The sequence below is a fragment of the Burkholderia sp. EMB26 genome (assembly GCF_024730645.1).
Classification (GTDB): domain Bacteria; phylum Pseudomonadota; class Gammaproteobacteria; order Burkholderiales; family Burkholderiaceae; genus Burkholderia; species Burkholderia cenocepacia.
In genome coordinates this window covers 1,802,747-1,825,557 of sequence record NZ_CP078071.1, presented here as the reverse complement: position 1 = coordinate 1,825,557, position 22,811 = coordinate 1,802,747, and the positions used below count along the sequence as shown (strand labels likewise).

The following is a 22,811-nucleotide window of genomic DNA, read 5'->3' as shown; positions in this document are numbered from 1 at the left end:
GAATGTTCCGGTTTCGCGCCATCCCTTCGACAATGCGCGCCTTTCGTGACCGATCGGCGCCGCTCGCGCGCCGGCCGTCGCGGCACTGAAGAAGGAGCCCCGACATGACCGACCCCACCGCCAACCCATCGCCGCCGCCCGCGCCGCCATCCGCACCGCCGCGCCGCCGCCGCGTCTGGCGCACGCTCGCGGGCGCGCTGCTCGGCCTGACGCTCGCATGCGCGGGCATCGGCGCATGGACGATCGATCGCATCTGGACGCAGTTGCCGTCCGTCGAACACCTGGCCGTCTATCGTCCCGCGCTGCCGCTGCGGATCTTTTCGCGCGACGGCGACCTGCTGGCCGAATATGGCGTCGAGCGGCGCGAGTTCGTGCCGCTCGAACGCATTCCGCCGCTGATGCGGCACGCGCTGCTCGCGGCGGAGGACGCGAAGTTCTACGAGCACGGCCCGGTCGATGTCGGCGGTCTTGCGCGCGCGACGTTCGCGAACGTCGTGACGGGCCAGCCGGGGCAGGGCGGCAGCACGATCACGATGCAGGTCGCGCGCAACTTCTACCTGACGCGCGACAAGGTGCTGAGCCGCAAGCTCGCCGAGATCCTGATGGCGGCCAAGCTCGAACGCGAATACAGCAAGGACAAGCTGCTCGAGCTGTACATGAACGAGATCTATCTGGGCGAGCGCGCATACGGCTTCGCGGCCGCCGCGCACGTGTACTTCGGCAAGCCGCTCGATGCGCTGAGCGCGGGCGAGGCGGCCGTGCTCGCGGGGCTGCCGAAGGCGCCGTCCGCGTTCAACCCGGTCGTCAATCCCGCGCGCGCGACCGCGCGGCGCAACTACGTGCTCGGCCGGATGCACGCGCTCGGGCAACTCGACGATGCGACGTATCGTGCGGCCGTCGACGCGCCGATCGCGCTGGCGACCACGCCGCCGCCCGGCATCGTCGCGGCGCCGTACGTCGCCGAGCGCGCGCGCCGGATGATGGTCGAGCGGTTTCACGACGACGCGTACACGCTCGGCCTCGACGTGACGACGACGATCTCGATGCGCGACCAGCGCGCGGCCGAAGCCGCGCTCGAGCGCACGCTGAGCCGCCAGGCGCGCGCGAAGCGCGAGACGCGCAACGGGCTCGAAGGCGCGCTCGTGTCGCTCGATGCGGCCACCGGCGACATGCTCGCGCTGGTCGGCGGCGCGGATTTCAATCGCAACGTGTTCGACCATGCGCTGCAGGCGTATCGCCAGCCGGGGTCGAGCTTCAAGCCGTTCGTCTATTCGGCGGCGCTGGAGAAGGGCTACTTCCCCGGCGTGCTCGTCGACGATACGCAGCGCACGCTCACGCACGCGGAAACCGGCGCGCGGCCGTGGCGTCCGCGCAATTTCGGCAATCGCTACGAAGGCTTCATCCCGGTGCGGCGCGGGCTCGTGCGTTCGAAGAACCTGGTCGCGGTCAGCCTGATGCAGGCCACCGACGCGCGCTACGTGCAGCAGCACGCGGTGCATTTCGGCTTCGACGCGCAGCGCAATCCGGCGTCGCTGCCGCTCGCGCTCGGCGCGGGCGCCGTGACGCCGCTCGAACTCGCGAGCGCCTACAGCGTGTTCGCGAATGGCGGGACGCGGATGGAGCCGCGCCTGATCCTGTCGGTGAAGCAGCGTCACGGCGGCGCGATGTACGAGGCGACCGTGCCGGCGGGCGAGCGGGTCGTATCGGCGCGCAATGCGTTCGTGATGGACAGCATGTTGCGCGACGTCGTGCGGGCCGGCACCGCGCGCGGCGCGCTCGCGCTGCGGCGTGACGACGCGGCCGGCAAGACGGGCACGTCGAACGGGTCGAAGGACGTATGGTTCGCCGGCTATTCGTCGGGCATCGTCGCGGTCGCGTGGCTCGGCTACGACACGCCGCGCCCAATGGGGCGCGCGACCGGCGCGACGCTCGCGCTGCCGGTCTGGCTCGACTACATGAAGACGGCCGTCGACGGGCGCACGCCGGTCGCGGCGATGCCGCCCCAGGACGTCGCGCTCGTCGACGGCGACTTCGTCTACGCGGAATACACGCGCGGCACGTGCACGGCCGACGTGCCGGCGTATATCCGCAGCCGCTTCGCGTGCGGCGGCGCGGCGGCCATCGATGCGCCCGACGCGCCGGCCGACAACGGCAAGCGCGACGAGCCGATGCCTGCCGCCGTCGATGCGGCCGAGCGCGAACGCGTGCTCGACCTGTTCCGGACCGACGACTGACGCGCGCCATGCATACGCTCTATCTGATTGCGATCGTCGCGGAAGCGATGTCGGGGGCGCTGATGGGCATGCGCCGCGGGATGGACCGCTTCGGCCTCGCGCTCGTCGGCGCGGTGACGGCGCTCGGCGGCGGCACCGTGCGCGACGTGCTGCTCGGCCACTATCCGCTCGGCTGGATCGCACATCCCGAATACCTGGTGATCACGCTCGTCGCGGCGACCGTCGCGTCGTGGGCGGCACGGCACGTCGCGCGGATGAAGACGTTGTTCGTCACCGTCGATGCGATCGGCCTCGCGGCGTTCACGATCATCGGCTGCGACATCGGCGCGTCGACCGGCACGGCGCCGATCATCGTCGTGCTGGCCGGCGCGATCACGGGCGTGTGCGGCGGGATGCTGCGCGATTTACTCTGCAACGAGATGCCGCTGATCCTGCGCGAGGAGCTGTACGCGAGCGTCGCGTTCGTCACGGGTTCGCTGTATGTCGGGATGCAGCATGTCGGCATCGACACGGGGTTCGCGACGCTCGTCGCGCTGGCGGCCGGCTTCTCGATACGGATGCTCGCCGTACGGCTCCGCTGGAAGATGCGGAGCTTCGGCGCGGCGGATGTCGAGCATTGAGCGCGCGCGCCGGCATTCAGTCAGGCCGCATCAGCTGAAAGACGCGCCCGCGCTACGCGGGCACCATCACCGGCGGCGTCCCGTCGCCGGTTTCCACCATCTTCACCGCGAAGCCGTAGCACTGCGCGATATGAGCAGGCGTCATCACGTCGCGCGGTGCGCCATGCGCGACGATCGTGCCGTCGGCGAGCATCGCGATCGCATCCGCATGCCGCGCGGCGAGGTTGGGATCGTGGACGATCGCGAGCACGCCGAGCTGCCATTCGCGCGCGACGGCGCGCACGGTATCGAGCAGGCGGTGCTGGTGCGCGAGATCGAGCGCGGCGGTCGGCTCGTCGAGCAGCAGGTAACGCGGGCCGGGTTCCGTCGTGTCGTGATCGGGCCACAGCTGCGCGAGGACGCGGGCGAACTGCACGCGTGCGAGTTCGCCGCCCGACAGCGTCGTGACGTCGCGGCCGACGAGCGCGTCGGCGCCCGCGCGTTCGAGCGCGCGCCATGCGATGTCGCGATCGCGGTGCGACGTCGCACCGCTGCGCCGCGCATGCGGATAGCGGCCGAGCAGCACGATTTCGTCGACGCTGAACGGGAACGCCGGCTGCGCGGCCTGCGGCAGCACCGCGCGCAGGCACGCGAGCCGCGGCGCGTCGATGCGTGCGAGCGGTTCGCCGTTCAGCGTGACGTCGCCCGTCACGCGCACGCCGTGCGGCGCGACGCTGCCGGTCAGTTCGCCGGCGAAGGTTTTCAGCAGCGTGCTCTTGCCTGCGCCGTTGCGGCCGAGCAGCGCGGTCACGCGGCCGGGTTCGATCGACAGCGACAGGTCGCGCAGGATCGTGCCGTGCCGGCGGGCGACGTCGAGGTGGTGGGCAGTCAGCATGGTCGTCGTGAAGAAGGAATTACCCGCCGAGCGCGCCGCGGTTCTTCCACAGCAACGCGAGGAAGAACGGCGCGCCGAGCAGCGCGGTCAGCACGCCGAGCGGAATGTCGGCGGGCGCGGCGACCGTGCGCGCGGCGAGATCGGCCGCGAGCGTCAGCAACGCGCCGAGCAATGCGGCGCCGGGCAGCACGATGCGCTGGTCGGGGCCGCACGCGAGGCGCACGCAATGCGGCGCGACGAGCCCGATGAAACCGATGATGCCCGCGCACGACACGAGCGCGCCGACCGCGAGCGCGACCGCGACGAGCACGCGCCGCTTCAGTCGCTGCACGGGCACGCCGAGATGCAGCGCTTCGGTTTCGCCGAGCTGCAGTGCGTTCAGCGCGTCGCGCTCGCGCACGAGCAGCACGCCGCCGAGCGCGACGCACGGCGCGACGGCCGCCAGCGTCGGCCATTGCGCGCCGCCGAGGCTGCCGAGGCTCCAGAAGGTCAGCGAGCGCAGCTGCGCGTCGTCGGCGACGAACGTGAGCAGCCCGATCGCCGCGCCGACCAGCGCATTGATCGCGATGCCGGCGAGCAGCAGCAGCGGCAGCGCGAGCCGGCCGCGCGACGCGGCCAGCCGGTAGACGAGCGCCGCGACCGCGAGCCCGCCCGCGAACGCGGCCACGGGCAGCGCGGCCGCGCTCGCGTGGGCGGCGAAGAGCGCGGGGCCGAGCACGATCAGCGTGGTCGCGCCGAGCGCGGCGCCGCTCGATACGCCGACGAGCCCGGGATCGGCGAGCGGATTGCGGAACAGCGCCTGCATCGCGGCGCCGGTCGCACCGAAGCCGCCGCCGACCAGCAGCGCGAGCACGACGCGCGGCGCGCGGATGTCGAGCAGTACCGCGCGCGCCTGCTGGGCGGCCGGGTCGCCGCTCAGCGCGGCCCAGGCTTCCGCCAGCGGAATGCGGTACGCGCCGACGCACAGCGCGACGACGGACATCGCGCCCACGAGAATGGCGAGCGCGGCCAGGACGAACGGCGCGAAGCGGCGCGACGTGCCGAGGCGCGCGGCGCCGGCGCGCGAGGCGGACGATGGCGCGTTGAAGGGCGAGGCGTGAGCGGGCATCGGGTCGATCCGGATTCAGGCGAGCGCATCCGACAGGCGTCGGTGCAGGGTCGTGACGGCGAGCGGTAGGCGCGGGCCGAAGCCGAGCAGGAACAGCGCGTCGAGCGACACGACGCGCCGCGCGCGGCCGGCCGGCGTCGCGCCGAAGCCCGGCGTCGCGAGCAGCGCGGCGTGGCCGCCGACGGCCGCCAGCCCTTCGTCGGAGATCAGCACGACGTCGGGCGCGGCCGCCGCGAGCGCCTCGGTCGTCAGCGGCTTGTAGTGATCGAAGCCCTGCATCGCGTTGCGCGCGCCCGCGTAGCGGATCATCGCGTCGGCGGCCGTGCGCTGGCCGGCGACGAGCGCCTGGGTGCCGGTATGGTTCAGCACGAACAGCACACGCGGCGGCTGCGCGCCGCCGGGCACGCGCGCGGCGACCGCGTCGCGCGCGGCCTGCCAGTCGCGATCGAAACGCTGCAGCAGCGCGGCGCCGGCGTCGCGCACGTCGAGCGCCTGCGCGACGCCGGTGATCTTCGCGCGCACCGATTCGACGTCGTGGCGCTCGTCGAACGTCGTCACCGTGACGCCGGCGCCTTTCACCTGCGCGATCGCCGTCGGCGGGCCGGCTTCGGCCGAGGCCAGCACGAGATCGGGCCGCAGCGACAGCAGCCCTTCGGCCGACAGCGCGCGCTGGTATCCGACCTTCGGCAGGCGCTTCGCGGCGTCGGGATACGTGCACGTCGTGTCGGCGCCGACGAGCCGGTAACGCGGCGTCTCGGCGCCGCCGAGCGCGAATGCGGTTTCCGCGAGCGCGCCGCCGATCACGATCACGCGTGTCGGCGCGGCGGCCGCGCCCTGCGCGAGCACGCCGCCGGGCAGTGCGCCCGCGAGCGCGCCGGCCGCCGCGCCGGCCAGCAGCGACCGGCGGCGCGGATCGAACCGCCGCGCGCTCACCGCGCGGCTCCGCATGCGGCCGCCGGCAGCGTCGCGACGAGCGCGCGCCAGTCGTCGCGCTCGACCTTGCCGGGCTTGCGCTCGCCGAACAGCAGCGCGACGTGGTCGCCCTGCCGGTCGAACAGTTCGAGCGACGTGACGATGCCGTCGCTCGTCGGCTTCTTCACGACCCACGCGGCGGCGATCAGGTCTTCGCGCACATGCAGGTTGAAGCCCGGATCGAGCACGTTGATCCACGCGCCGATCTCGCGCACGTTCGCGACGGGGCCCGTATGGATCTGGATCATCCCCGCGTTGCCGACGAACACCATGATCGGCTGGCCGCTTTTCGCGGCCTGTTCGAGCACGTGGCGCAACGCATGCGCGGTTTCGACCGGATACGCGTAGCGCGGATCGGCGAGGCGCAGCGCCTGCATGCGGCTCACGCCGAAGCGTTGCGTGATGCCGAAGAACTGGTGCGTGTCGGTCATCGCGTCCCACGCGGCGCGAAAACCCGCGACGTCGATCTCGGTGTCGGCGCGCTCGGGCGTTTTCGCTGCGGCGGGCGCGACCTCGAGGCCCGGCTCCTGCGACGGCGCGCGCCAGCGTTCGACGAACGCGTCGTATGCGGCGTGATCGCTGTGCGCGCGCAGGTAGACCTTGTGGATCGCATGACCTTGCGCGTCGAAGAACTGCAGGCTCTTCAGCGGGCCGTGCGCGGTCTCGTCGCGCACCGCGAACGCCGACACCCAGTGACGATAGAAGATGCGCAGGTCGATGTCGCCGAGCGCGAGGCCGACCGGGCCGTCGTGGCTCATCTGCGCGTACTCGCCGTCCTTTTCGTGGACGGCCGTGTCGTTGCGCGTCAGCGCCATCACGCGGCCGAGGCGCGGCATTTCCTCGAACATCGCCGGAAAGCGCGCGTCGAGCCGCACGACGTGCTCGCCGACGAACGCGGCGAGCGCCTCGCCTTCGCTGACGCCGAGCGCCTGCGCGACGTCGCGGTTGCGCAGCTGACGCTCGGTCTTGAGCTTGATGAACGCGTCGCGCAGCGCGGCGGCCGCGCGGGCCGGCGTGGCCGATTGACCGGGAAGGGCGGATTGCATCATGTCGGACTCCTTCGAGTAACGGTTGGGGTAGGCGCGCGGGCAACGCGCATCAGAAATCCACTTTCATACTGACGGCGACCGTGCGGCCGGGCGACGAATACGCGTCGAGCACCTGCGAATCGGCCGCGATGCCGCGCACGTCCGACCAGTTCCAGTACTTGCGGTCGAACAGGTTGCGGATGCCGATCGTCGCGCTCACGTGCTTGTTGAAGCGGTAGCCGCCGCGCAGGTCGACGACGAACGACGACGGCGGCGTGAAGCACGCCTTGTTCGAACAGTCGGACTTGTCGACGTCCTTGTCGCGTTTGGCGGCCTGGAACAGCAGGTCGGTCTGCACGAACCAGCGTTCGGTCGGCTCGTACCGCACGCCGAACACGGCCGAGAACGGGTTCACGGTGTTCAGCGGCTGGCTGGCCGCGCCGTCGTTCTGCGTCGAGCCCTTCGTGAACGCCATCGCCGTCTTCAGCGTGATGCCGTTCGGCATCACCCATTCGGCGCGGCCTTCGAGGCCATGAATGCGTGCGTCGGCGAAGTTCACGTACTGGAACACGAACGGGTCGACCGGCCGGCCGCTGCCGGCGATCGTCGTGCGCGAGATGAAGTTGCGGTAGCGGCCGGTGAACGCGGCCGCGCTGTAGCGCACGATGCCGTAGCCGGTGCCGGCCTTGCCGCGCAGGCCGGCTTCGAACGTGTCGCTGGTTTCGGGCTTCAGGTTCGGATTGCCGATCGACGTGTAGCCGTACACCGGATTCGAGAAGCTGCTGTTCACCTGGTCGGGCGTCGGCGCGCGGAAGCCGTGCGCGTACTGCACGTACGGAATGACCGCGGGCGTGATCTCGTAGAGCACGGCAACGCGCGGCGACAGTTCGTTCGCGCTCGTCGACACGGCCTTGCCGGTGAACAGCGGATCGTTCTCGGTCGGGCTCAGCCGGTACGTGTCGAAGCGCAGGCCCGGCGTGACGAGCAGGCGGCCGTAGCCGATCTGGTCCTGCACGAACGCGCCGAACAACGTGTAGTCGGTGTCGGGGAACGCCTTGTTCGGGAACGCTTCGCCGACGCCTGGCACCGTGCCGTCGCGCAGGTTGGTCACGCGCGACAGGCTGCCGTCCAGGCCGACCAGCAGCTTGTGCGCGAGCGGGCCGGTCGCGAAGCCGCTCTCGGCGAACGCGGCGCCGCCGAACGTGCGTTCCTTGTACTGGTTGTCGCGCGAACGCGAGGGCAACTTGCCGCGCGTCTCGAACGCGTATTGATCCTGCTTCGCGTCCTGGTAGTAGAACTGCACGTGCGCGGTCTGGAACCAGCGGAGCGCGTCGTCGCGAAAATCGTAGTCGACGCTGAAGCGGTTGCGTTCGAGCCGGTCGTGGGTCGTGAGGCCGAGCGTGGTCGGCGCATTGATCGCCGACAGCACGTCGGTGCTTACGCGCCGCTGCACCGTTTCGGCGGTGAACTTGATCGTGTCGCGCGTGGTCGGCGTCAGCACGAGCTTGCCGAGCAGCGATTCCGAATACACGTCCTGCGGGTTCGACGTCGTGCGCAGCGTGCTTGCCGTGTTGTTGCCGCCGCGCGTGTCGACCTCGTGGCCGCGCCGGCCGTCGGCGATGATCATCCCCTGGACGCGATCGTTGCCGCCCGCGGCCGACACGGTCGCGCCGATGCTGCGATCGGTCGAGTCGTAGCTCGGCCGGAACGAGAAGTAGTAAGGCTTGTTGTAGACCGACAGCAGGTCGCGCGGGTCCTTCGTGATGAAGTTCACCGCGCCGGTCAGGCCGTCGCTGCCGTAGAGCGCCGACGCCGGCCCGCGCAGGATCTCGATGCGCTTGAGCGTGTCGAGATCCGCGTAGTCGCCGCGGCCCGCTTCGAGCGGCCCGAACGAGAACGCGTTCGGCAGGCGGATGCCGTCTTCCATCAGCAGCACGCGATTGCCTTCGAGGCCGCGGATGTTGATGCTCGAATCGCCGTCGCGGCCGCCGCCGAGCGCGGCGCTGCCGGGACGGTACGCGGTGCGGCGCACCGTGATGCCCGGCTCGTAGCGCAGTGCGTCCTTGATGTTGGTGGCCTGCTGCTCTTCGAGATCCTCGTCGGTGATCACCGACACGGACGCTGCCGTGCGGCTCGCCGCGGTGGCGGTGCGGGTGGCCGTGACGGTGACGGGATCGAGCAGCGCCGCGTCGCCGCGCGTGGATGCGGCCGCGGTGGTCAGGACGGCGGACGGCGGGGTGGCGCCTTGCGGCGACGAATCGGCGTGAGCCGGGGCGGCGGACAGGCCGAACGCGCCGAACAGCGCGGCACAGATCGGCCGCCGCGCCAGCGTATAGCAATGCACAGGTGGTCTCCCATTGACGATAACAAGCCCGAAGGCTGGCTGGGTGACGCGTTCACCTGGCTGGCCCGTTTGCGCGCGACAGGCGGCAAACGGCGATGTGAAAGGCAACTGACAACTTTAACAGTGTAAATGAGAATTATTATCAATACAAGGACGCCAGACGGCCCATGCGAGTGAGCGCTCGCCTGCGCGGCTCGGGCGAGCCGGGGGAAGTCTCGAGAAACTCAGGCCAGCGCTTCGATGCGGATCAGCAGGTTGCGCGCATGCGCGATGAACGCGTCATACGTGGCGCGATCGCCGTGGCTTTCGATACCGGCCTGTTCGGCGAACGCGATCTGGTCGGTGTAGAGCTCGACGAGCGCACGGCGTGCATCAGGGGGAAGCGCGCGGATCATCGACACGATCAGCAGTTCCTGCGCGCGAAGCATGCCGGACAGCGATTGAGCGTTCATGCTGGCCTCCTCGGACGATGCGGCGGCGAGCCGCTCTTTCCATACTAGGCGGTCGGCGCGTGCAGTGGCGGGGAGGGGGGCGCGCGGCGGGCGCCGCGCGCTTCAACGCGAACGCCGCGCGAACCGACATTCGCGGCGTGCATCCTGCCCGCGCGAGCCGGCGCGGGCACGAAGGCGAACGGAATCAGCCGGCCGCGGTGGCGGACTGCGCGTCGCGCACGACCTGCGCGACGCGTTCGACGAACTCGGCGTCGACGCTCGACAGCGCTTCGCGCTTGCCGTCGGGCATCTCGACCATCAGCCGATACGTGATGTCCTGCGTGGTCCACGCGAGGTAGCCGACCACGGCGAGCATCACGCCGACCACGAGCGCGGCGCTCGATGCGGCGATGCCGCCTGCGACGGCGATGGCCGCGCCGATCAGCGAGATCAGCGACGGCACGAGACGGTTCTTCGGAATCTTGACGACGTCGACGTGGCGGATGTCACGCAGTGCGAATACCTGCCCGGCGGCCGACAGGCCGTTGCGCGTGACCATGACGCCACGTTCGTTGAATGCGTTTTCCATCGTGTGTTGCGTGGACGAAAACGCGCAGCGTAGCAGGTTTCGTTGCCGCGTCAAACGAGACCGACTGCCGCACGACGCGTGCGGCGCGGCCGAAAGACGGGAAGCGGGTGGCGCGCAGACGCGTTCAGAACTGCAGCCGGCCGTCGCCGTAAAGCCGGCCCGGCACGTGCGACGCGACGACCTCGGCGATCTCTTCGTCGGTCGATTCGGCCGGCACGATCTGGCGCCGCGCGGGGGCGTCGAGATGCATCGTCCATTCGACGAGGCGATACGGGCGGCCCCAGGGGCGCTGCATTTCGACCGAGACGCGGCAGCTCTGGACCGGCAGCGAGTGTTGGCACGTCAGAATCGCGTGCAGATGGCTGAAAACGGTATCTTCGATCATCATGGCCTCCGATCCTGTCTTGTGGGCAATCGATGGCGGCGCCGTCGGCGTTTAAAAAAAAAGCCGCCGATGCTCAGGCGGCCAACAGGGGGGGTGAGAGCATCCTCTCAGCCCAGAATTAAGCGAAACTTAAAAGCCCATAAAAAAGCGCCCCGCGTGGAGCGGGGCGCTTCTTGCCGTCGTGATCCGCAGGTTGAGCGGACAGTTAAGCGGATGCTTTAGAACTTGTGACGGATACCGATACGTGCGGCGATCTGGTTCTTCGAACCCGTGCCCGACGTGTTGAAGTAGCTCGTGCTCGAACCGATCTGCGCTTGCACGCCGCGGCCCGAAGCCTGCTGGTACACGACCAGGCCGTACACGTCCGTACGCTTGCTGAGGGCGTAGTCGGCGATACCGTTGACCTGGTTCCAGTGCCACGAGTTGCCGTTTTGCGTCGCGTTCGTGTACGTGTAGCCGAGGCCGCCCGACAGTGCCGGCGTGAATGCGTACTTCGCGCCCGCTTCGTATGCGTTGTAGAACGTGCCGCCCGAGCCCGACACCGTCGAGAACTGCGTACGCGTCCACAGCAGCCATGCCGTTGCCGGGCCCCAGACGTAGCGGCCACCCACGCCGTACGTGCGGAGGTCGCGGACGTTGCCGGTGCTCAGGTTCGCGATCGACGTCGAGAAGGCCGGCGTCGACTGGCTCGGGAAACGGATGTCCGTGTACGCCGCGCCGACCGAGATCGGGCCGTTCGCGTAGTTCAGGCCGAAGCTGTATGCGCGCGACGAACCGCCGGTGTTGTTGGTGCCCGTGCCCTGTGCGCCTGCGAAGTCGGTCGAGTTCGAGAAGCCGTACAACGCGCCGAACGTGAAGCCCGAATAGTTCGCGCTCTGGAACTTCACGGCGTTGTTGATGCGGCTCGACGTGAGCTGGTCGATGTCGTTCACGTGGTACGCATAGTTACCCGCGACGGTGTTGCCGCCCGTCGAGTAGTTCGAACCGAGGATGTCGGTCGAGAACGAGTATTGGCGACCGAACGTGACCGTGCCGTATTGCGACTGGCTCAGGCCGACGTAAGCCTGGCGACCGAAGATCGCGCCGCCCTGGCCGATCGAGCCGTTGCCGCTGTTGAAGCCGTTTTCGAGCACGAAGATCGCCTTCAGGCCGCCACCGAGGTCTTCGGTGCCGCGCAGGCCCCAACGGCTGCCCTGGGCCACGCCGTCGTCGTACTTGAACAGCTTGCCCGTGCCGCCGTTGGCGGTCTTGCTGTGGTTCACGTAGCTGATACCGGCATCGATGACGCCGTACAGGGTCACGCTGCTTTGTGCGTGTGCCGTGCCGGCCGTTGCTGCCAGGGCGGCGATGGTCAACAGTTTCTTGTTCAAAGGATTCTCCGAGCGAATAAATGGCGTGTCCAGTTGCGGTTCCGGCGCTCTCTGCGGGCGCTTTCACGGACCGGCGCAACTTTATCGGCGGGCCACGTAATGAATATGACAGCGACTGTCATATGAAGAATGTGTGGTGCCGATGCGACATTAGGGCCTGCTTGCATAGGGAACGTGCATGCGTTGCCACGAGAACGGCCGCTCGCGAGGCGCGCGACGCCGCGAATACTCGCGTATTCGCAAGGAGCGCAACGCGGCGAGCGGCCGTTCTCGTGGCAACCCCAAACTAAAAATTCAATCCACGGGAATGCCTGGAATCGCCCGCATGGCGGCGTCGTTCGTCGCTTGTTTGGCGCGGCCAAACGGCGCTCCTCACTCCTGGCCCTGCGAGCGATTTCAGGCATTCGCATGCACGTTCCCTATGCAAGCAGGCCCTAAATTCTGCCCGGGATGTACATCCGGGGTTATACCGAATTTGTCTGTCGTTCGACCTCGATCAGGAATATGCACATGAAATAAGCTTGGTTGGTGGCGCTCGGGCCCCGTGCCACGATCCGTGCTCCAACAAACGACACGGGACAAGAGGACACCCCATGCGACATTCGATCCTGACCGGCCTCGGCGTACTCGCCGCCGCGCTGGCATTCGCCGCGCCCGCCGCGCACGCCGACCCGCAAACGCTGAAGATCGGCACGATGAGCGGCCCCGACGCGCAGATCTGGACCGAAGTGACGAAGGTCGCCGCGCGCGAAGGCCTCGCGATCAAGGTCATCGAATTCAACGACTACGTGCAGCCGAACGCGGCGCTCGATTCCGGCGATCTCGATGCGAACGGCTTCCAGCACCAGCCGTTCCTCGACAGCCAGATCAAGCAGCGCGGCTACAAGATCGTCAACGTCGGGCTCACCTATACCGCGCCGATGGGTTTCTATTCGAAGAAGCTCAAGTCGCTGAAGGATTTGCCGGTCGGCGCGAAGGTCGGGATCCAGAACGATCCGTCGAACGGCAACCGCGCGCTGCTGCTGCTGCAGAAATACGGGGTGATCAAGCTGAAGCCGGGCGTCGGCACGAATGGCGTGAACGCGACGCCGCTCGACGTCGCCGAGAACCCGAAGAAGATCAAGATCGTCGAACTCGACGCCGCGCAATTGCCGCGCGCATTGCCCGACGTCGACGCCGCGTCGATCAACACCGACTACGCGGTCAAGGCCGGGCTCACGCCGGTGAAGGATGCGATCGCGATCGAGGATCTGCGCGGGCCGTACGCGAACCTGATCGCGGTGCGCGCGCAGGACAAGGACAAGCCGTGGGTGAAGAAGCTCGTCGCGGCCTATGAATCGGACGACGTGCGCAAGTTCATCGACCAGAAGTTCGGCGGCGCGATCGTGCCGGCGTTCTGAGCGGTCTTCGCGCGTAGCGGCCGGCGACACGGTATCGGCGGCGCGACGCGCGCTTCGGAAAACAAATCGCCCGCGCAAGCGGGCGATTTCGTTTGACGCAGGCGAGGGCCGGCGACGCGCGCCGCGGCCCGGCGCGCGGGCCGGGCGTCCAGGCTCAGGCCGACAGCAGCGAACCGGTGCGGATCGCGGTCGCGCCGGCGATGCGCGCGACTTCCATGCCGGCCGTCGCGAAACGGACGATCTGGCGCGCGTACAGCACGCCCGACACGCTGCTCTTCAGCGTGACGACGCGATCGGTCAGCGGATCGACGATGTCGGCCACGGCCTGGCCGGCCTCGATCATCACGCCGACCGGCGTACGGAACACGATCACGCCCGACACGGGCGCGACGAGCGGATCGGTGCCCGCGAGCGGCGTGGCCGGATGCGCGAGCGGCGGCAGCGGCGCCGGCGTGCCTTCGACGACACCGCGCTCGGTCAGGTATTCGACGATCGCCTGGGCATCCTTTTCGGCGAACTCGTACGACACGTCGCGCTCGCTGCGCAGTTCCACCGTGACGGAAATCGCGCCGTTCGGGATCGGGAAGCGGTCGCCGAAGCGGCTGCGCAGATCCGACCAGCAGAAGCTGTGGATTTCGTCGAATGGATTGCCGACCGAATTCAGCGCGAGCAGCGACGCCTGCGCATCGAGGTAGCGCGCCAGCGGTTCGACGTCTTCCCAGAGGTCGGGGTTCGTGTAGAGGTGCATCACCGCATCGCTGTCGCAGTGCAGGTCGAGCACGATGTCGGCGTCGAACGACAGCTTCTGCAGCGCGAGGCGCTGCGAGTCGAGTTCGGTGCGCGGTTTCTGTTCGTCGAGCGCTTCGCGCATCGCGGTGCGTACGACCGCGAGATTGCGCTGCGCGTCGTTCGTGAGGCGGTCTTCGACGCGCGGCAGCACGAGCGCCGCGAGATCGTAGAAGTTACGGTTGAAGTTCTGCATCGAGCCGAGCTCGAAGCGGCCGAGATGATCGCCGAACACGTGTTGCGACAGGCCGATCGGGTTGGGCACGGGCACGATGACGACTTCGCCGCGCAGCTTGCCGGCCGTCTCGAGCGCGGCGATCTTGCGGCGCAGCAGCGTGGCGACCAGCATGCCGGGCAACTCGTCCGCGTGCAGCGACGACTGGATGTAGACCTTCTTGCCGCCGCGCGGGCCGTAGTGGAAGCTGGTGATCTGGCGTTCGGTGCCGACGGCGGGGGAAATCAGCGGATGGGTCTGCGTTTGCATGATGGGGGGAGTGCGGCGCAGCCGCGAATGATCCGTGTGCGTGGAAGAACGATTGTACGTTGCCTTCCTCGCCGCCATCAAACCGGCGCCAGAACAAGCGGTTTTCCGTTGAGAATCATCAGCTTGGCGCGGAAAAAATAACGGCGCCCGCGTCGTGCGCAAAAAAAAACGGGCTCCGTGCGGAGCCCGTTCCCGTCGCGCCGAATCGCGCGTTCGTCGGCCGTATTACTTGCCGTAGACGTCGAAATCGAAGTACTTCTTCGCGATCTTGTCGTACGTGCCATCCTTGCGCATCGCGGCGATCGCGCCGTCGATCTTCGCCTTCAGGTCGGTGTCTTCCTTGCGCAGGCCGATACCGGCGCCGTTGCCGAGCGTCTTCGGATCGTCGAGATCCTTGCCGGCGAAGTCGAAGTTCGCGCCGCGCGGGGTCTTCAGGAAGCCGATCTCGGCTTGCACCGCGTCCTGCAGCGCGCCGTCCAGACGGCCGGAGATCAGGTCGGCGTAGACCTGGTCCTGGTTCTGGTAAGGCACGACGTTCACGCCCTTCGAGGCCCAGTACGTCTTCGCGTAGGTTTCCTGGATCGTGCCCTGCTCGACGCCGACCGACTTGCCCTTCAGCGATTCGGCCGTCGGCATCAGGCCCGTGCCCTTCTTCGTGACGAGGCGCGTCGGCGTGTTGAACAGCTTCGCGGAGAACGCGATCTGTTCCTGACGCGCCGGCGTCATCGACATCGACGACAGCACGCCGTCGAACTTGCGGGCCTTCAGCGCCGGGATCATCCCGTCGAAGTCGTTTTCGATCCACACGCACTTCGCGTTCATGCGGCGGCAGATTTCATTGCCGAGATCGACGTCGAAGCCGACCACCTTGCCGTCGGCGCCTTTCGATTCGAAAGGCGGGTAGCTTGCGTCGACGCCGAACCGCACGGTCGACCAGTCCTTCGCGTACGCGCTGCCGGCCGATACGGCGAGCAGGGCGACGGTCACAGCCGCAAGAATCTTTTTCACTCGGTGACTCCTCGTTTTGTTCGATGGGTGCGCGGTTGTGCCGCGCCGTAAGCCTTCGGCCCGCCGCGGCTTCGCGTCGGACAGTCCGTTTCGCCCGCCCGATGGGGGCGCGCGACGTGCGCAAGATTATCAAGACAAAATACCGGCGGGGCGCCTAGGACAAGCCCCGATACCGGGCCCGGCGGCGGCGCGCGGGGTGCGCCGCCGTTTCATCCACAGGAACGATTCAGCCGAGCGTTTCGTTGACCGCGCGCTGCAGGCAGGTGACGAAGTGCGACACGGCGGGCGTGGGCAGCAGGTCGCGCCGCGCGATGATCGACAGGTCGAAGCGTGGCATGCTTTCGTCCAGTTCGGCCGTGCGGATGCCGAGCGGCGCGACCATCGCGGCGAGCGGGCGCGTGAAGCAGCCGATCACGTCCGAGCGCGCGACGAGCCCGAGCGTCACCGCGAACGACATCGGCGAGCGCAGCAGACGTTTCGGCAGCGGCAGCCCGTGCGCCTCGAACATCCCGACCATCACGCTGTGCGGAAACTGCTCGGCGCCGACGGTGACGATCCATTCGGCGTCGAGCAGTTCCTCTAACCGGCGCGCGTGCGCGAGCGGGTGGCCGTCGCGCATCACGATCGTGAATTCGGTCGACAGCAGCGGCAATTGCGTGAAATCGCGGTCGAGCGCGGGCACATGGTGCATTGCAGCGATGTCGAGCGTGCCGTTGCGCAACTGCGCGAGCGCGTCGGGCACCGTCACTTCCTCCAGATGCAGGCTGACGTTCGGCATCGACCGGCGGAACGCCGTCACCGCGTGCGGCAGCGCGGTCAGTGCGATCGACGGCATCGTGCCGACCGCGACGCGGCCCGACATCTCGCCTTTCACCTGCTCGACGGCCTCGACCGTGCGGCGGACGTCGCCCAGCAACTGCTCGGCGCGCGGCAGCAGCGCCTCGCCGCAGGCGGTCAGCTCGACGCCGCGCACGCTGCGCGCGAGCAGCTCCGCGTTGAGCGCCGTTTCGAGTTCGCGGATCGTATGCGTGATCGCCGGCTGCGTGACGCCGAGTTCGCGCGCGGCGGCGCGCAGGCTCTTCAGGTGCGCGGCGGAGACGAACGCCTGGAGCTGCGCGATGTTCAGGGGATTGCGGATGCGGGTCATCGGTCGGGTCCGGTTGGCGCGAAAGGGGGCGGCGGGTTCATGCTTCAGGCGGCGATCCGGACGACGTCACGCATCGGCGCGCGCGCGGAACGCCTGCCGATAGCGCTGTGGCGACGTGCCGACGATGCGCGCGAAGCGCTCGCGAAACGCGGTGACCGAACCGAACCCGGCTTCCGTCGCCACATGTTCGATCGACAGCTCGGTCACCTCCAGCAACTGCTGCGCATGCCGCACGCGCGCGGTCTGCAGCCATTGGCCGGGCGACGTGCCGGTCTGCTCCTGGAAGCGCCGCGTCAGCGTGCGCACGCTCGTCGACGCCTTGCGCGCGATCGCGTCGAGCGTCAGCGGCTGGCGCAGGTTCGCGTGCAGCCAGTCCAGCAGGTCGTGCAGCCCGTCGCCGCCGGCCGGCCATTCGGGCGCGATGAACTGCGCCTGCCCGCCTTCGCGCACGCGCGGCGCCACCGCGCTGCGGGCGGCATCGACGGCGACCGCCGCGCCATAGTCGGCCTGGATCATGTGCAGGCACAGATCGAGGCCGGCCGCCGCGCCGGCCGACGTCAGGATCCGCCCGTTGTCGACGAACAGCACGTTCGGATCGACGTCGACGTTCGGGTAGCGGCGCGCGAGTTCGGCGGCCGCGAGCCAGTGCGTCGTCGCGCGCAGGCCGTCGAGCAGCCCGGCTTCCGCGAGCACGAACGCGCCGCTGCAGATCGACGCGATCCGGCAGCCGCGCGCGGCCGCCGCGCGCAGCGCGTCGAGCACGCGGCGCGACGTCGGCGCGAGCGGCACGGAGGTGCCGGGAACCATGATCGTGTCGGCGTCGGCCAGCGCATCGAGGCGAAACGGCGGGCGCAGCTCGAACAGGTCGCCGCCGACGCGCGGCTGGTCGCTGCACACGCGGACACGGTACGCCTGCGCGACGTTGGGCGCCCGCACGCGCGCGAACGTGTCGCACGCGACACCCAGATCGAACGGGACGACATCGGGCAAAGCAAGCACGGCGACCGTGTGCATGGCATTCGTGGCCGTGGCCAGAATCCGTTGAAAGATGTCATTCTAGCCAATGGCTCGAACCCGCACTACACGCGACAATCGCCGCGGACTACCTGGAGCCCTGCCGATGACACAAGACGATCGCAACGCGTTGCGGAACCTGCAATACCTGTCGCTGCTGGAGGCGACCACCCTCGTCGCGCTGGTGTGCGTGGCCGTGCCGCTCAAGCATCTGGCCGGTTATCCGGTCGCGGTATCGATCATGGGCCCGATTCACGGCATCGCGTTCGCGATGTACGTGTGGGCGGTGGTCGGCACCGCGTCGAGCGGGCTGTGGAGCAAGGGCGAGGTCGCGCGGCTCGTGCTGTCGGCCGTCGTGCCGTTTGCGGGGCTGGCGAGCGCCGGCTGGATCGCGCGCAGGCGGCACGCGCGATGATCTACCTGGTGCTGAAGGCCGTGCATCTGGCCGCCGTCGTCACGTTCGTCGGCGGGCTGCTGTTGTCGTCGGTCGCGGTCCGGATCGCGAACCTCGCCGTGCATCGCGCGGTGCGGCGCTGGGATCGCACGGTGACGGCGCTCGCGCTCGCGATCGTGTGGATCGCCGGCATCGCGCTCGCGTTGAGCGGTCACTGGTTCGGCACCGCATGGCTGTTGGTGAAGCTCGCGATCGTCGTCGCGCTGTCGGTGCTGCACGGAATCCTGGCCGGCACGCTGCGGCGCATGGCGCGCGACGATCTCGTCGTCGTGCCGGCGCCGTGGCTCGGGCAGACGGCGGGCGCGGTGCTCGTCGCGATGGCGCTCGTCGTCGGGCTGGCCGTGATCAAGCCGTTCTGACGCGGCGAATCAGGCCAGCGCGAGCTCGACCGCCGCCAGCGTACGACGCCGGATCCAGCCGCTTCCCAGCCGGATCGCGAGCCAGTACGGCGCGAACAGGCAGCGCGTGCGTGCGCTCGGGCAATGGACGAAGGTTTCGGTGCGCAGGATGTGCGCGCCCGAGGCGAGCCCGACCACCTCGAACCGGAGTACCAGCTTCGCGTCGCGCGGGTCGTCGTGCCGGATGAAGGCGTCGGCATCGGCGATGGTGCGCACGTCGGGCGCCGGGCGCCAGAAGCGCCCGATCAAGCCGAGCGACAGCGACGTGTCGTCGCGATGAAGCGGCGTGAAGGCGTCGAAGCCGAAGCGCGCGCGGCCGGGGCCGGCCGGTACGTTGCGCAGCGCGCCGGCGATGGCCGCCGGGAATTCGCGCACCGTCAGCAGCGTGTCGATGACGGGATCGGCGCGCATGTCGAGCGACGCGACGACGTCGATGATGCGCGCGGGCGGCGCGCCGATCGGCTGCGATTCGTGCACTTCGTGGAAGCCGAACGACGGAATGAACGGCGGCTTGCGCGCCGAGGCCCGGGTGCTCGATTCGGAGACGATGCCGAGGGTGTTCATCGCGACTCCTGAAGGCAAAACGCGATCGTAGCACCGGGCGCGAACGGGCGTCGCGCCGTTTTCACAAAGCGCGTCACGCTGCGCCGCACGGACAAAAAAAGCCTGGAAACTCGCGTTCCCAGGCCTGGAGACCATCAACGACGATGGTGGAGGAGACGATGTCGTCCCGATGCGCGCCGCCCTTCTGCAGGCGACGTCGCGCATGTCCCGGGCTCAGATGGCCCAGCCGCCGAGATAGAACGTGACGAGCACGGCCGCGATGAGCACGGTGCCGACGTTGAGCTTGCGGAATTCGCCGCTGGCGAGGCGGCCGATCACGAGCGTCGAGAAGCCGAGCATGATGCCCGTCACGATGTTCGCGGTCAGCACGATGAACACCGCGCACACGAGGCCCGACATCGCGTCGACCATGTCGTCCATGTGCAGCTTGCTCACGCTGCCGAGCATCAGCAGGCCGACGTACATCAGCGCCGGTGCGGTGGCGTACGACGGCACGAGGCCCGCGAGCGGCGAGAAGAACATCACGACGAGGAACAGCAGGCCGACCACGGCCGCCGCGAGGCCCGTCTTCGCGCCGGCGGCCACGCCGACGCTCGACTCGATGTAGGCCGCCGCCGGCGCGCCGCCGAGGAAACCGGAGAAGATCGAGCTGATCGAATCGGCGGTCAGCGCACGGCCGCCGTTGATGATGCGGCCGTTCTCGTCGAGCTGGCCGGCTTGGCCCGCGACCGCGCGGATCGTGCCGGTCGCGTCGAACACGGCGGTCATCACCAGCGCGAGCACGCTCGGCAGCACGGCCATCGACAGCGCGCCCTTGATGTCCATCGCGCCGATCAGCGATGCGTGGCCCGGCGCGCTCAGCGACGGCAGCGCGAAGATGCCGCGGTATTTCACGCCCGGATCGAAGATCAGGCCGAACACCGAGATCGCGATCACGACGAGCAGGATGCCGCCCGGCACGCGACGTTTTTCGAGGCCGAAGATCGCGGCGAGGCCGATGACCGACATGATGACCGGGAACGCGGTGATCTGGCCGAGCGAGACCGGCAGGCCGGCGCCCGGGTTCTTGATCACGAGGCCGACGTCGTTCGACGCGATCAGCAGCAGGAACAGGCCGATGCCGATCCCGGTGCCGTGCGCGACGCCCGCGGGCAGGTTGCGCAGGATCCACGAACGCACGCCGGTGATCGAGATGCCGGTGAACACGAGGCCCATCAGGAACACGGCGCCGAGCGCGACCGTCGGAGGCAGCCCTTTGCCGAGCACGAGGCCGAACGCGGTGAACGCGGTCAGCGAGATCGCGCAGCCGATCGCGATCGGCAGCTTCGCCCACAGACCCATCAGCAGCGAGCCGAACGCGGTGGTGAGACACACCGCGACGAACACGGCGCTCGTGTCGAAGCCGGCCTTGCCGAACATGCCGGGCACGACGAACACGGAATAGACCATCGCGAGGAAGGTGGTCACGCCGGCAATGATCTCGCGGCGCTGCGTGCTGCCGCGCGACGCAATGCCGAAGTAGCGGTCGATGACTCCCTTGGTGCCAAAGTCAGTTTCTTCCGCGCCGACGCCGACCGTCGGCTGCACCGGGGTATCACTCATGAGCTTGCTCCTTTATCAGCATGCTGAAACGGCCCGTAGCGAACCGTCGTCAGGGTGTCTCGTATCTAGTTGGGATTGTTCGGCAACGTCGTGGGGACGCATGACGCGTGATGCGTGTCGTTACGTGCGAATCGAGACGATCGCGAGGGTGTCGCGTCGGACGACGCGTGGTGTGGGCGACCCCGTCACGTGTGCTTTGCCGTAGCGAAGGTTAGGCGAGCCGCCCATCACGTCCCATCGGGCGAAGAGCATGCAGCGCATGTCGCAGCGCTTATATCGGCGTGCAACGGGGCTCCGTCGTGTCGACCCGCGTGTATACGCCTAGTTCGAATCCGTTAAGGCGACTATTTGAATGCAGGGTCGACGGGCGGGGCGCCAGCGGCCGAGGCATTGGATTTTACGAACTGCTTTCAGGATGAACCGGGAAGCCGGTGCGAACCGGGGCGGGTGACGGGGTTCATCGCCGTGCGCAACCTGCATCCGGACGATGCAGCCGGCGCGCGTGCGCGGTTTCCGTGTCGGCACGGGCCTCAAGCGTGCGCGAGATGCGCGAGATACGCACAGAACATGTCGGCCATCGCGGCCGAATAGGCATCGATTTCCGCCGGCGTGCGCGCCGTTTCGGAGAACGCCTTGCCGCCCGTGGTGAGCGTCGTCAGGATCAGCTCGCACGCGAGCGCATGCGTCGCGTCAGGCACGTCGGGCAGCGCTTCGCGCATGAACGCGCTGAATGCGCGGTTGCCCTCGACCTTCACTTCCCGCGCCTCGGGAGCGTCGCGATAGAGCGGGGCGGCATCGTCGAGGGCGATGCGCATCGGCGCCTCGTCGCATTCCGAACGGATGAACGCGTGGACGGCGGTGCGCAACCGCTCCGGGGGCGTCTTTCGCGTGTCTTGCAGTATCCCGCACAGCATGTCGTACGTCTGCCGCCACTCGTCGTGCTGGAGCCGGAACAGCACGGACGCCTTGTTCGGGAAGTACTGGTACAGCGAGCCGACGCTCACGCCGGCCCGCTCGGCCACGCGCGCCATCGTGAAGCGCTGCGCACCTTCACTCGCCAAAACCTGAATAGCCGCCTGCAGGACGTCCTCGACGAGACGGGTCGAGCGCGCCTGCCGAGGCTGCTTGCGCGTGGCGATCGGGGCGTTTCGGCGGGCGGTCATGAGCGGTTTGCCAATGCGAATAGTAAAACCTGAATAGTTCGTCATATTCTAGTCGGGTGCAACGACGCACTCAACCGCTACCGGAGATATCGCATGACCACTCTGATGCTCGACCCGCTGGCTTCGCTGCTGGCGCGCCTGTTCGACGAAGCCGACGCGTCGTCGCCCGCGACGAGCCCGGCCTTCGCCAACGTGTCGCGCGACGAGCAAGCGCGGCTGATGCGCAGCAAGACGGACTACGCCGATCTGTATGCGCGCCTGAAGGACTACCCGCTTCCCGTGTCGCGCGAGACGGGCATGCTGCTGTACATGCTCGCGCGCAGCGGCGGCGCGACGGCAATCGTCGAATTCGGTACGTCGTTCGGCATTTCGACGCTGCATCTCGCGGCCGCGCTGCGCGACAACGGCGGCGGGCGGCTGATTACGAGCGAGTTTGAACCGTCGAAGGTCGTGCGCGCACAGGCGAACCTGACGGCGGCAGGATTGGCTGATCTCGTGGAGATTCGCGAAGGCGATGCGCTGCGTACGCTGGCTAACGATCTGCCGGATGCGGTCGATCTGCTGCTGCTCGACGGAGCGAAGGCGCTGTATCCGGAGATTCTCGCGCTGGTCGAGCCGCGGCTCAGGGCGGGAGCGTTCGTCGTGGCCGACAACGCGGAATACAGCCCCGACTACCTTGCTTACGTGCGCGCACCGGAAAACGGCTATCTGTCGGTGCCGTTCGGCGGCGACGTCGAATTGTCGATGCGGACACGCTGACCAGACGGAACGAGGGTGTCGGCGATTTCACGCTTCCCCGCATCGAATATAGGATCGCTGATTGAATTGGGACACGT

The 22,811-nt window shown here is 68.5% G+C and carries 22 protein-coding genes; 6 read left to right on the top strand and 16 right to left on the bottom strand.

Going from position 1 to position 22,811, the window contains the following annotated elements:
* Positions 1 to 104 precede the first annotated feature (104 nt).
* Together KU887_RS24955 and KU887_RS24950 are read left to right on the top strand one after the other, a co-directional pair.
* Positions 105 to 2,234, top strand: a complete 2,130-nt coding sequence (locus KU887_RS24955; RefSeq protein ID WP_006496214.1) for a penicillin-binding protein 1A — start codon at positions 105 to 107, stop codon at positions 2,232 to 2,234.
* A gap of 8 nt (positions 2,235 to 2,242) precedes the next feature.
* On the top strand, positions 2,243 to 2,854 hold the full coding sequence (locus KU887_RS24950) for a trimeric intracellular cation channel family protein (protein WP_258255755.1): 612 nt from the start codon (positions 2,243 to 2,245) through the stop codon (positions 2,852 to 2,854).
* Positions 2,855 to 2,906: 52 nt separating this feature from the next.
* On the opposite strand, the gene KU887_RS24945 is transcribed toward KU887_RS24950, so the two are convergent.
* From KU887_RS24945 to KU887_RS24905, 9 genes are all read right to left on the bottom strand, one after another.
* Positions 2,907 to 3,728 carry a heme ABC transporter ATP-binding protein gene (locus tag KU887_RS24945; protein WP_006485871.1) on the bottom strand — a complete coding sequence of 274 codons (822 nt, stop codon included), beginning with the start codon at positions 3,726 to 3,728 and terminating at the stop codon, positions 2,907 to 2,909.
* A 19-nt stretch (positions 3,729 to 3,747) separates the two neighbouring features.
* Entirely contained in the window at positions 3,748 to 4,836 is a 1,089-nt protein-coding gene (locus tag KU887_RS24940; RefSeq protein WP_062885023.1) for an iron ABC transporter permease, read from the bottom strand.
* A gap of 15 nt (positions 4,837 to 4,851) precedes the next feature.
* Complete coding sequence (locus KU887_RS24935; protein ID WP_375167902.1) at positions 4,852 to 5,784, bottom strand: hemin ABC transporter substrate-binding protein; 933 nt, start codon at positions 5,782 to 5,784, stop codon at positions 4,852 to 4,854.
* Entirely contained in the window at positions 5,766 to 6,857 is a 1,092-nt protein-coding gene (locus KU887_RS24930) for a hemin-degrading factor (protein ID WP_069352641.1), read from the bottom strand. Before KU887_RS24930 ends, KU887_RS24935 begins: the two co-directional genes overlap by 19 nt.
* A gap of 49 nt (positions 6,858 to 6,906) precedes the next feature.
* Positions 6,907 to 9,180 (bottom strand): TonB-dependent hemoglobin/transferrin/lactoferrin family receptor, encoded by a 2,274-nt coding sequence (locus tag KU887_RS24925; RefSeq protein ID WP_034203208.1) that lies wholly within the window; start codon positions 9,178 to 9,180, stop codon positions 6,907 to 6,909.
* A 224-nt stretch (positions 9,181 to 9,404) separates the two neighbouring features.
* Positions 9,405 to 9,632, bottom strand: coding sequence for a hypothetical protein (locus KU887_RS24920; RefSeq protein ID WP_258255743.1), 228 nt, complete (start codon positions 9,630 to 9,632; stop codon positions 9,405 to 9,407).
* A gap of 184 nt (positions 9,633 to 9,816) precedes the next feature.
* A complete protein-coding gene (locus KU887_RS24915; protein WP_012493589.1) occupies positions 9,817 to 10,200 on the bottom strand; it encodes a DUF6232 family protein in 384 nt (127 codons plus the stop codon).
* 124 nt (positions 10,201 to 10,324) lie between these two features.
* Positions 10,325 to 10,585 (bottom strand): DUF2866 domain-containing protein, encoded by a 261-nt coding sequence (locus tag KU887_RS24910; RefSeq protein WP_011548992.1) that lies wholly within the window; start codon positions 10,583 to 10,585, stop codon positions 10,325 to 10,327.
* Positions 10,586 to 10,803: 218 nt separating this feature from the next.
* Positions 10,804 to 11,955 (bottom strand): porin, encoded by a 1,152-nt coding sequence (locus tag KU887_RS24905; RefSeq protein ID WP_006491809.1) that lies wholly within the window; start codon positions 11,953 to 11,955, stop codon positions 10,804 to 10,806.
* Between the two features lie 593 nt (positions 11,956 to 12,548).
* Between KU887_RS24905 and KU887_RS24900 the strand changes: the two genes are divergently transcribed.
* Entirely contained in the window at positions 12,549 to 13,355 is an 807-nt protein-coding gene (locus KU887_RS24900; RefSeq protein WP_006489221.1) for a MetQ/NlpA family ABC transporter substrate-binding protein, read from the top strand.
* 154 nt (positions 13,356 to 13,509) lie between these two features.
* On the opposite strand, the gene KU887_RS24895 is transcribed toward KU887_RS24900, so the two are convergent.
* The 4 genes from KU887_RS24895 to KU887_RS24880 form a co-directional block, all read right to left on the bottom strand.
* On the bottom strand, positions 13,510 to 14,625 hold the full coding sequence (locus tag KU887_RS24895) for a succinylglutamate desuccinylase/aspartoacylase family protein (RefSeq protein WP_043204450.1): 1,116 nt from the start codon (positions 14,623 to 14,625) through the stop codon (positions 13,510 to 13,512).
* Positions 14,626 to 14,850: 225 nt separating this feature from the next.
* Entirely contained in the window at positions 14,851 to 15,633 is a 783-nt protein-coding gene (locus tag KU887_RS24890; RefSeq protein WP_006489206.1) for an ABC transporter substrate-binding protein, read from the bottom strand.
* A gap of 226 nt (positions 15,634 to 15,859) precedes the next feature.
* Complete coding sequence (locus tag KU887_RS24885; protein WP_006489204.1) at positions 15,860 to 16,780, bottom strand: LysR substrate-binding domain-containing protein; 921 nt, start codon at positions 16,778 to 16,780, stop codon at positions 15,860 to 15,862.
* Positions 16,781 to 16,846: 66 nt separating this feature from the next.
* On the bottom strand, positions 16,847 to 17,794 hold the full coding sequence (locus KU887_RS24880; RefSeq protein WP_006491810.1) for a GlxA family transcriptional regulator: 948 nt from the start codon (positions 17,792 to 17,794) through the stop codon (positions 16,847 to 16,849).
* A 106-nt stretch (positions 17,795 to 17,900) separates the two neighbouring features.
* Here KU887_RS24880 and KU887_RS24875 point away from each other — a divergent pair, with 106 nt between their 5' ends.
* Positions 17,901 to 18,209 (top strand): DUF3817 domain-containing protein, encoded by a 309-nt coding sequence (locus KU887_RS24875; protein WP_006482618.1) that lies wholly within the window; start codon positions 17,901 to 17,903, stop codon positions 18,207 to 18,209.
* Complete coding sequence (locus KU887_RS24870; RefSeq protein ID WP_258255736.1) at positions 18,206 to 18,607, top strand: CopD family protein; 402 nt, start codon at positions 18,206 to 18,208, stop codon at positions 18,605 to 18,607. The genes KU887_RS24875 and KU887_RS24870 overlap by 4 nt, the downstream gene beginning before the upstream one ends.
* A gap of 9 nt (positions 18,608 to 18,616) precedes the next feature.
* Here the strand turns inward: KU887_RS24870 and KU887_RS24865 are convergent, their stop codons facing one another.
* The 3 genes from KU887_RS24865 to KU887_RS24855 all read right to left on the bottom strand — a co-directional run bounded on the left by KU887_RS24865 (position 18,617) and on the right by KU887_RS24855 (position 22,020).
* Positions 18,617 to 19,210 (bottom strand): hypothetical protein, encoded by a 594-nt coding sequence (locus KU887_RS24865; protein WP_058902385.1) that lies wholly within the window; start codon positions 19,208 to 19,210, stop codon positions 18,617 to 18,619.
* A 213-nt stretch (positions 19,211 to 19,423) separates the two neighbouring features.
* On the bottom strand, positions 19,424 to 20,812 hold the full coding sequence (locus tag KU887_RS24860; protein WP_006494183.1) for an NCS2 family permease: 1,389 nt from the start codon (positions 20,810 to 20,812) through the stop codon (positions 19,424 to 19,426).
* A 530-nt stretch (positions 20,813 to 21,342) separates the two neighbouring features.
* Positions 21,343 to 22,020 carry a TetR family transcriptional regulator gene (locus KU887_RS24855; RefSeq protein ID WP_059722117.1) on the bottom strand — a complete coding sequence of 226 codons (678 nt, stop codon included), beginning with the start codon at positions 22,018 to 22,020 and terminating at the stop codon, positions 21,343 to 21,345.
* 48 nt (positions 22,021 to 22,068) lie between these two features.
* On the opposite strand from KU887_RS24855, the gene KU887_RS24850 reads away from it, so the two are divergent.
* Positions 22,069 to 22,734, top strand: a complete 666-nt coding sequence (locus KU887_RS24850; protein WP_006494185.1) for an O-methyltransferase — start codon at positions 22,069 to 22,071, stop codon at positions 22,732 to 22,734.
* Positions 22,735 to 22,811: the final 77 nt, after the last annotated feature.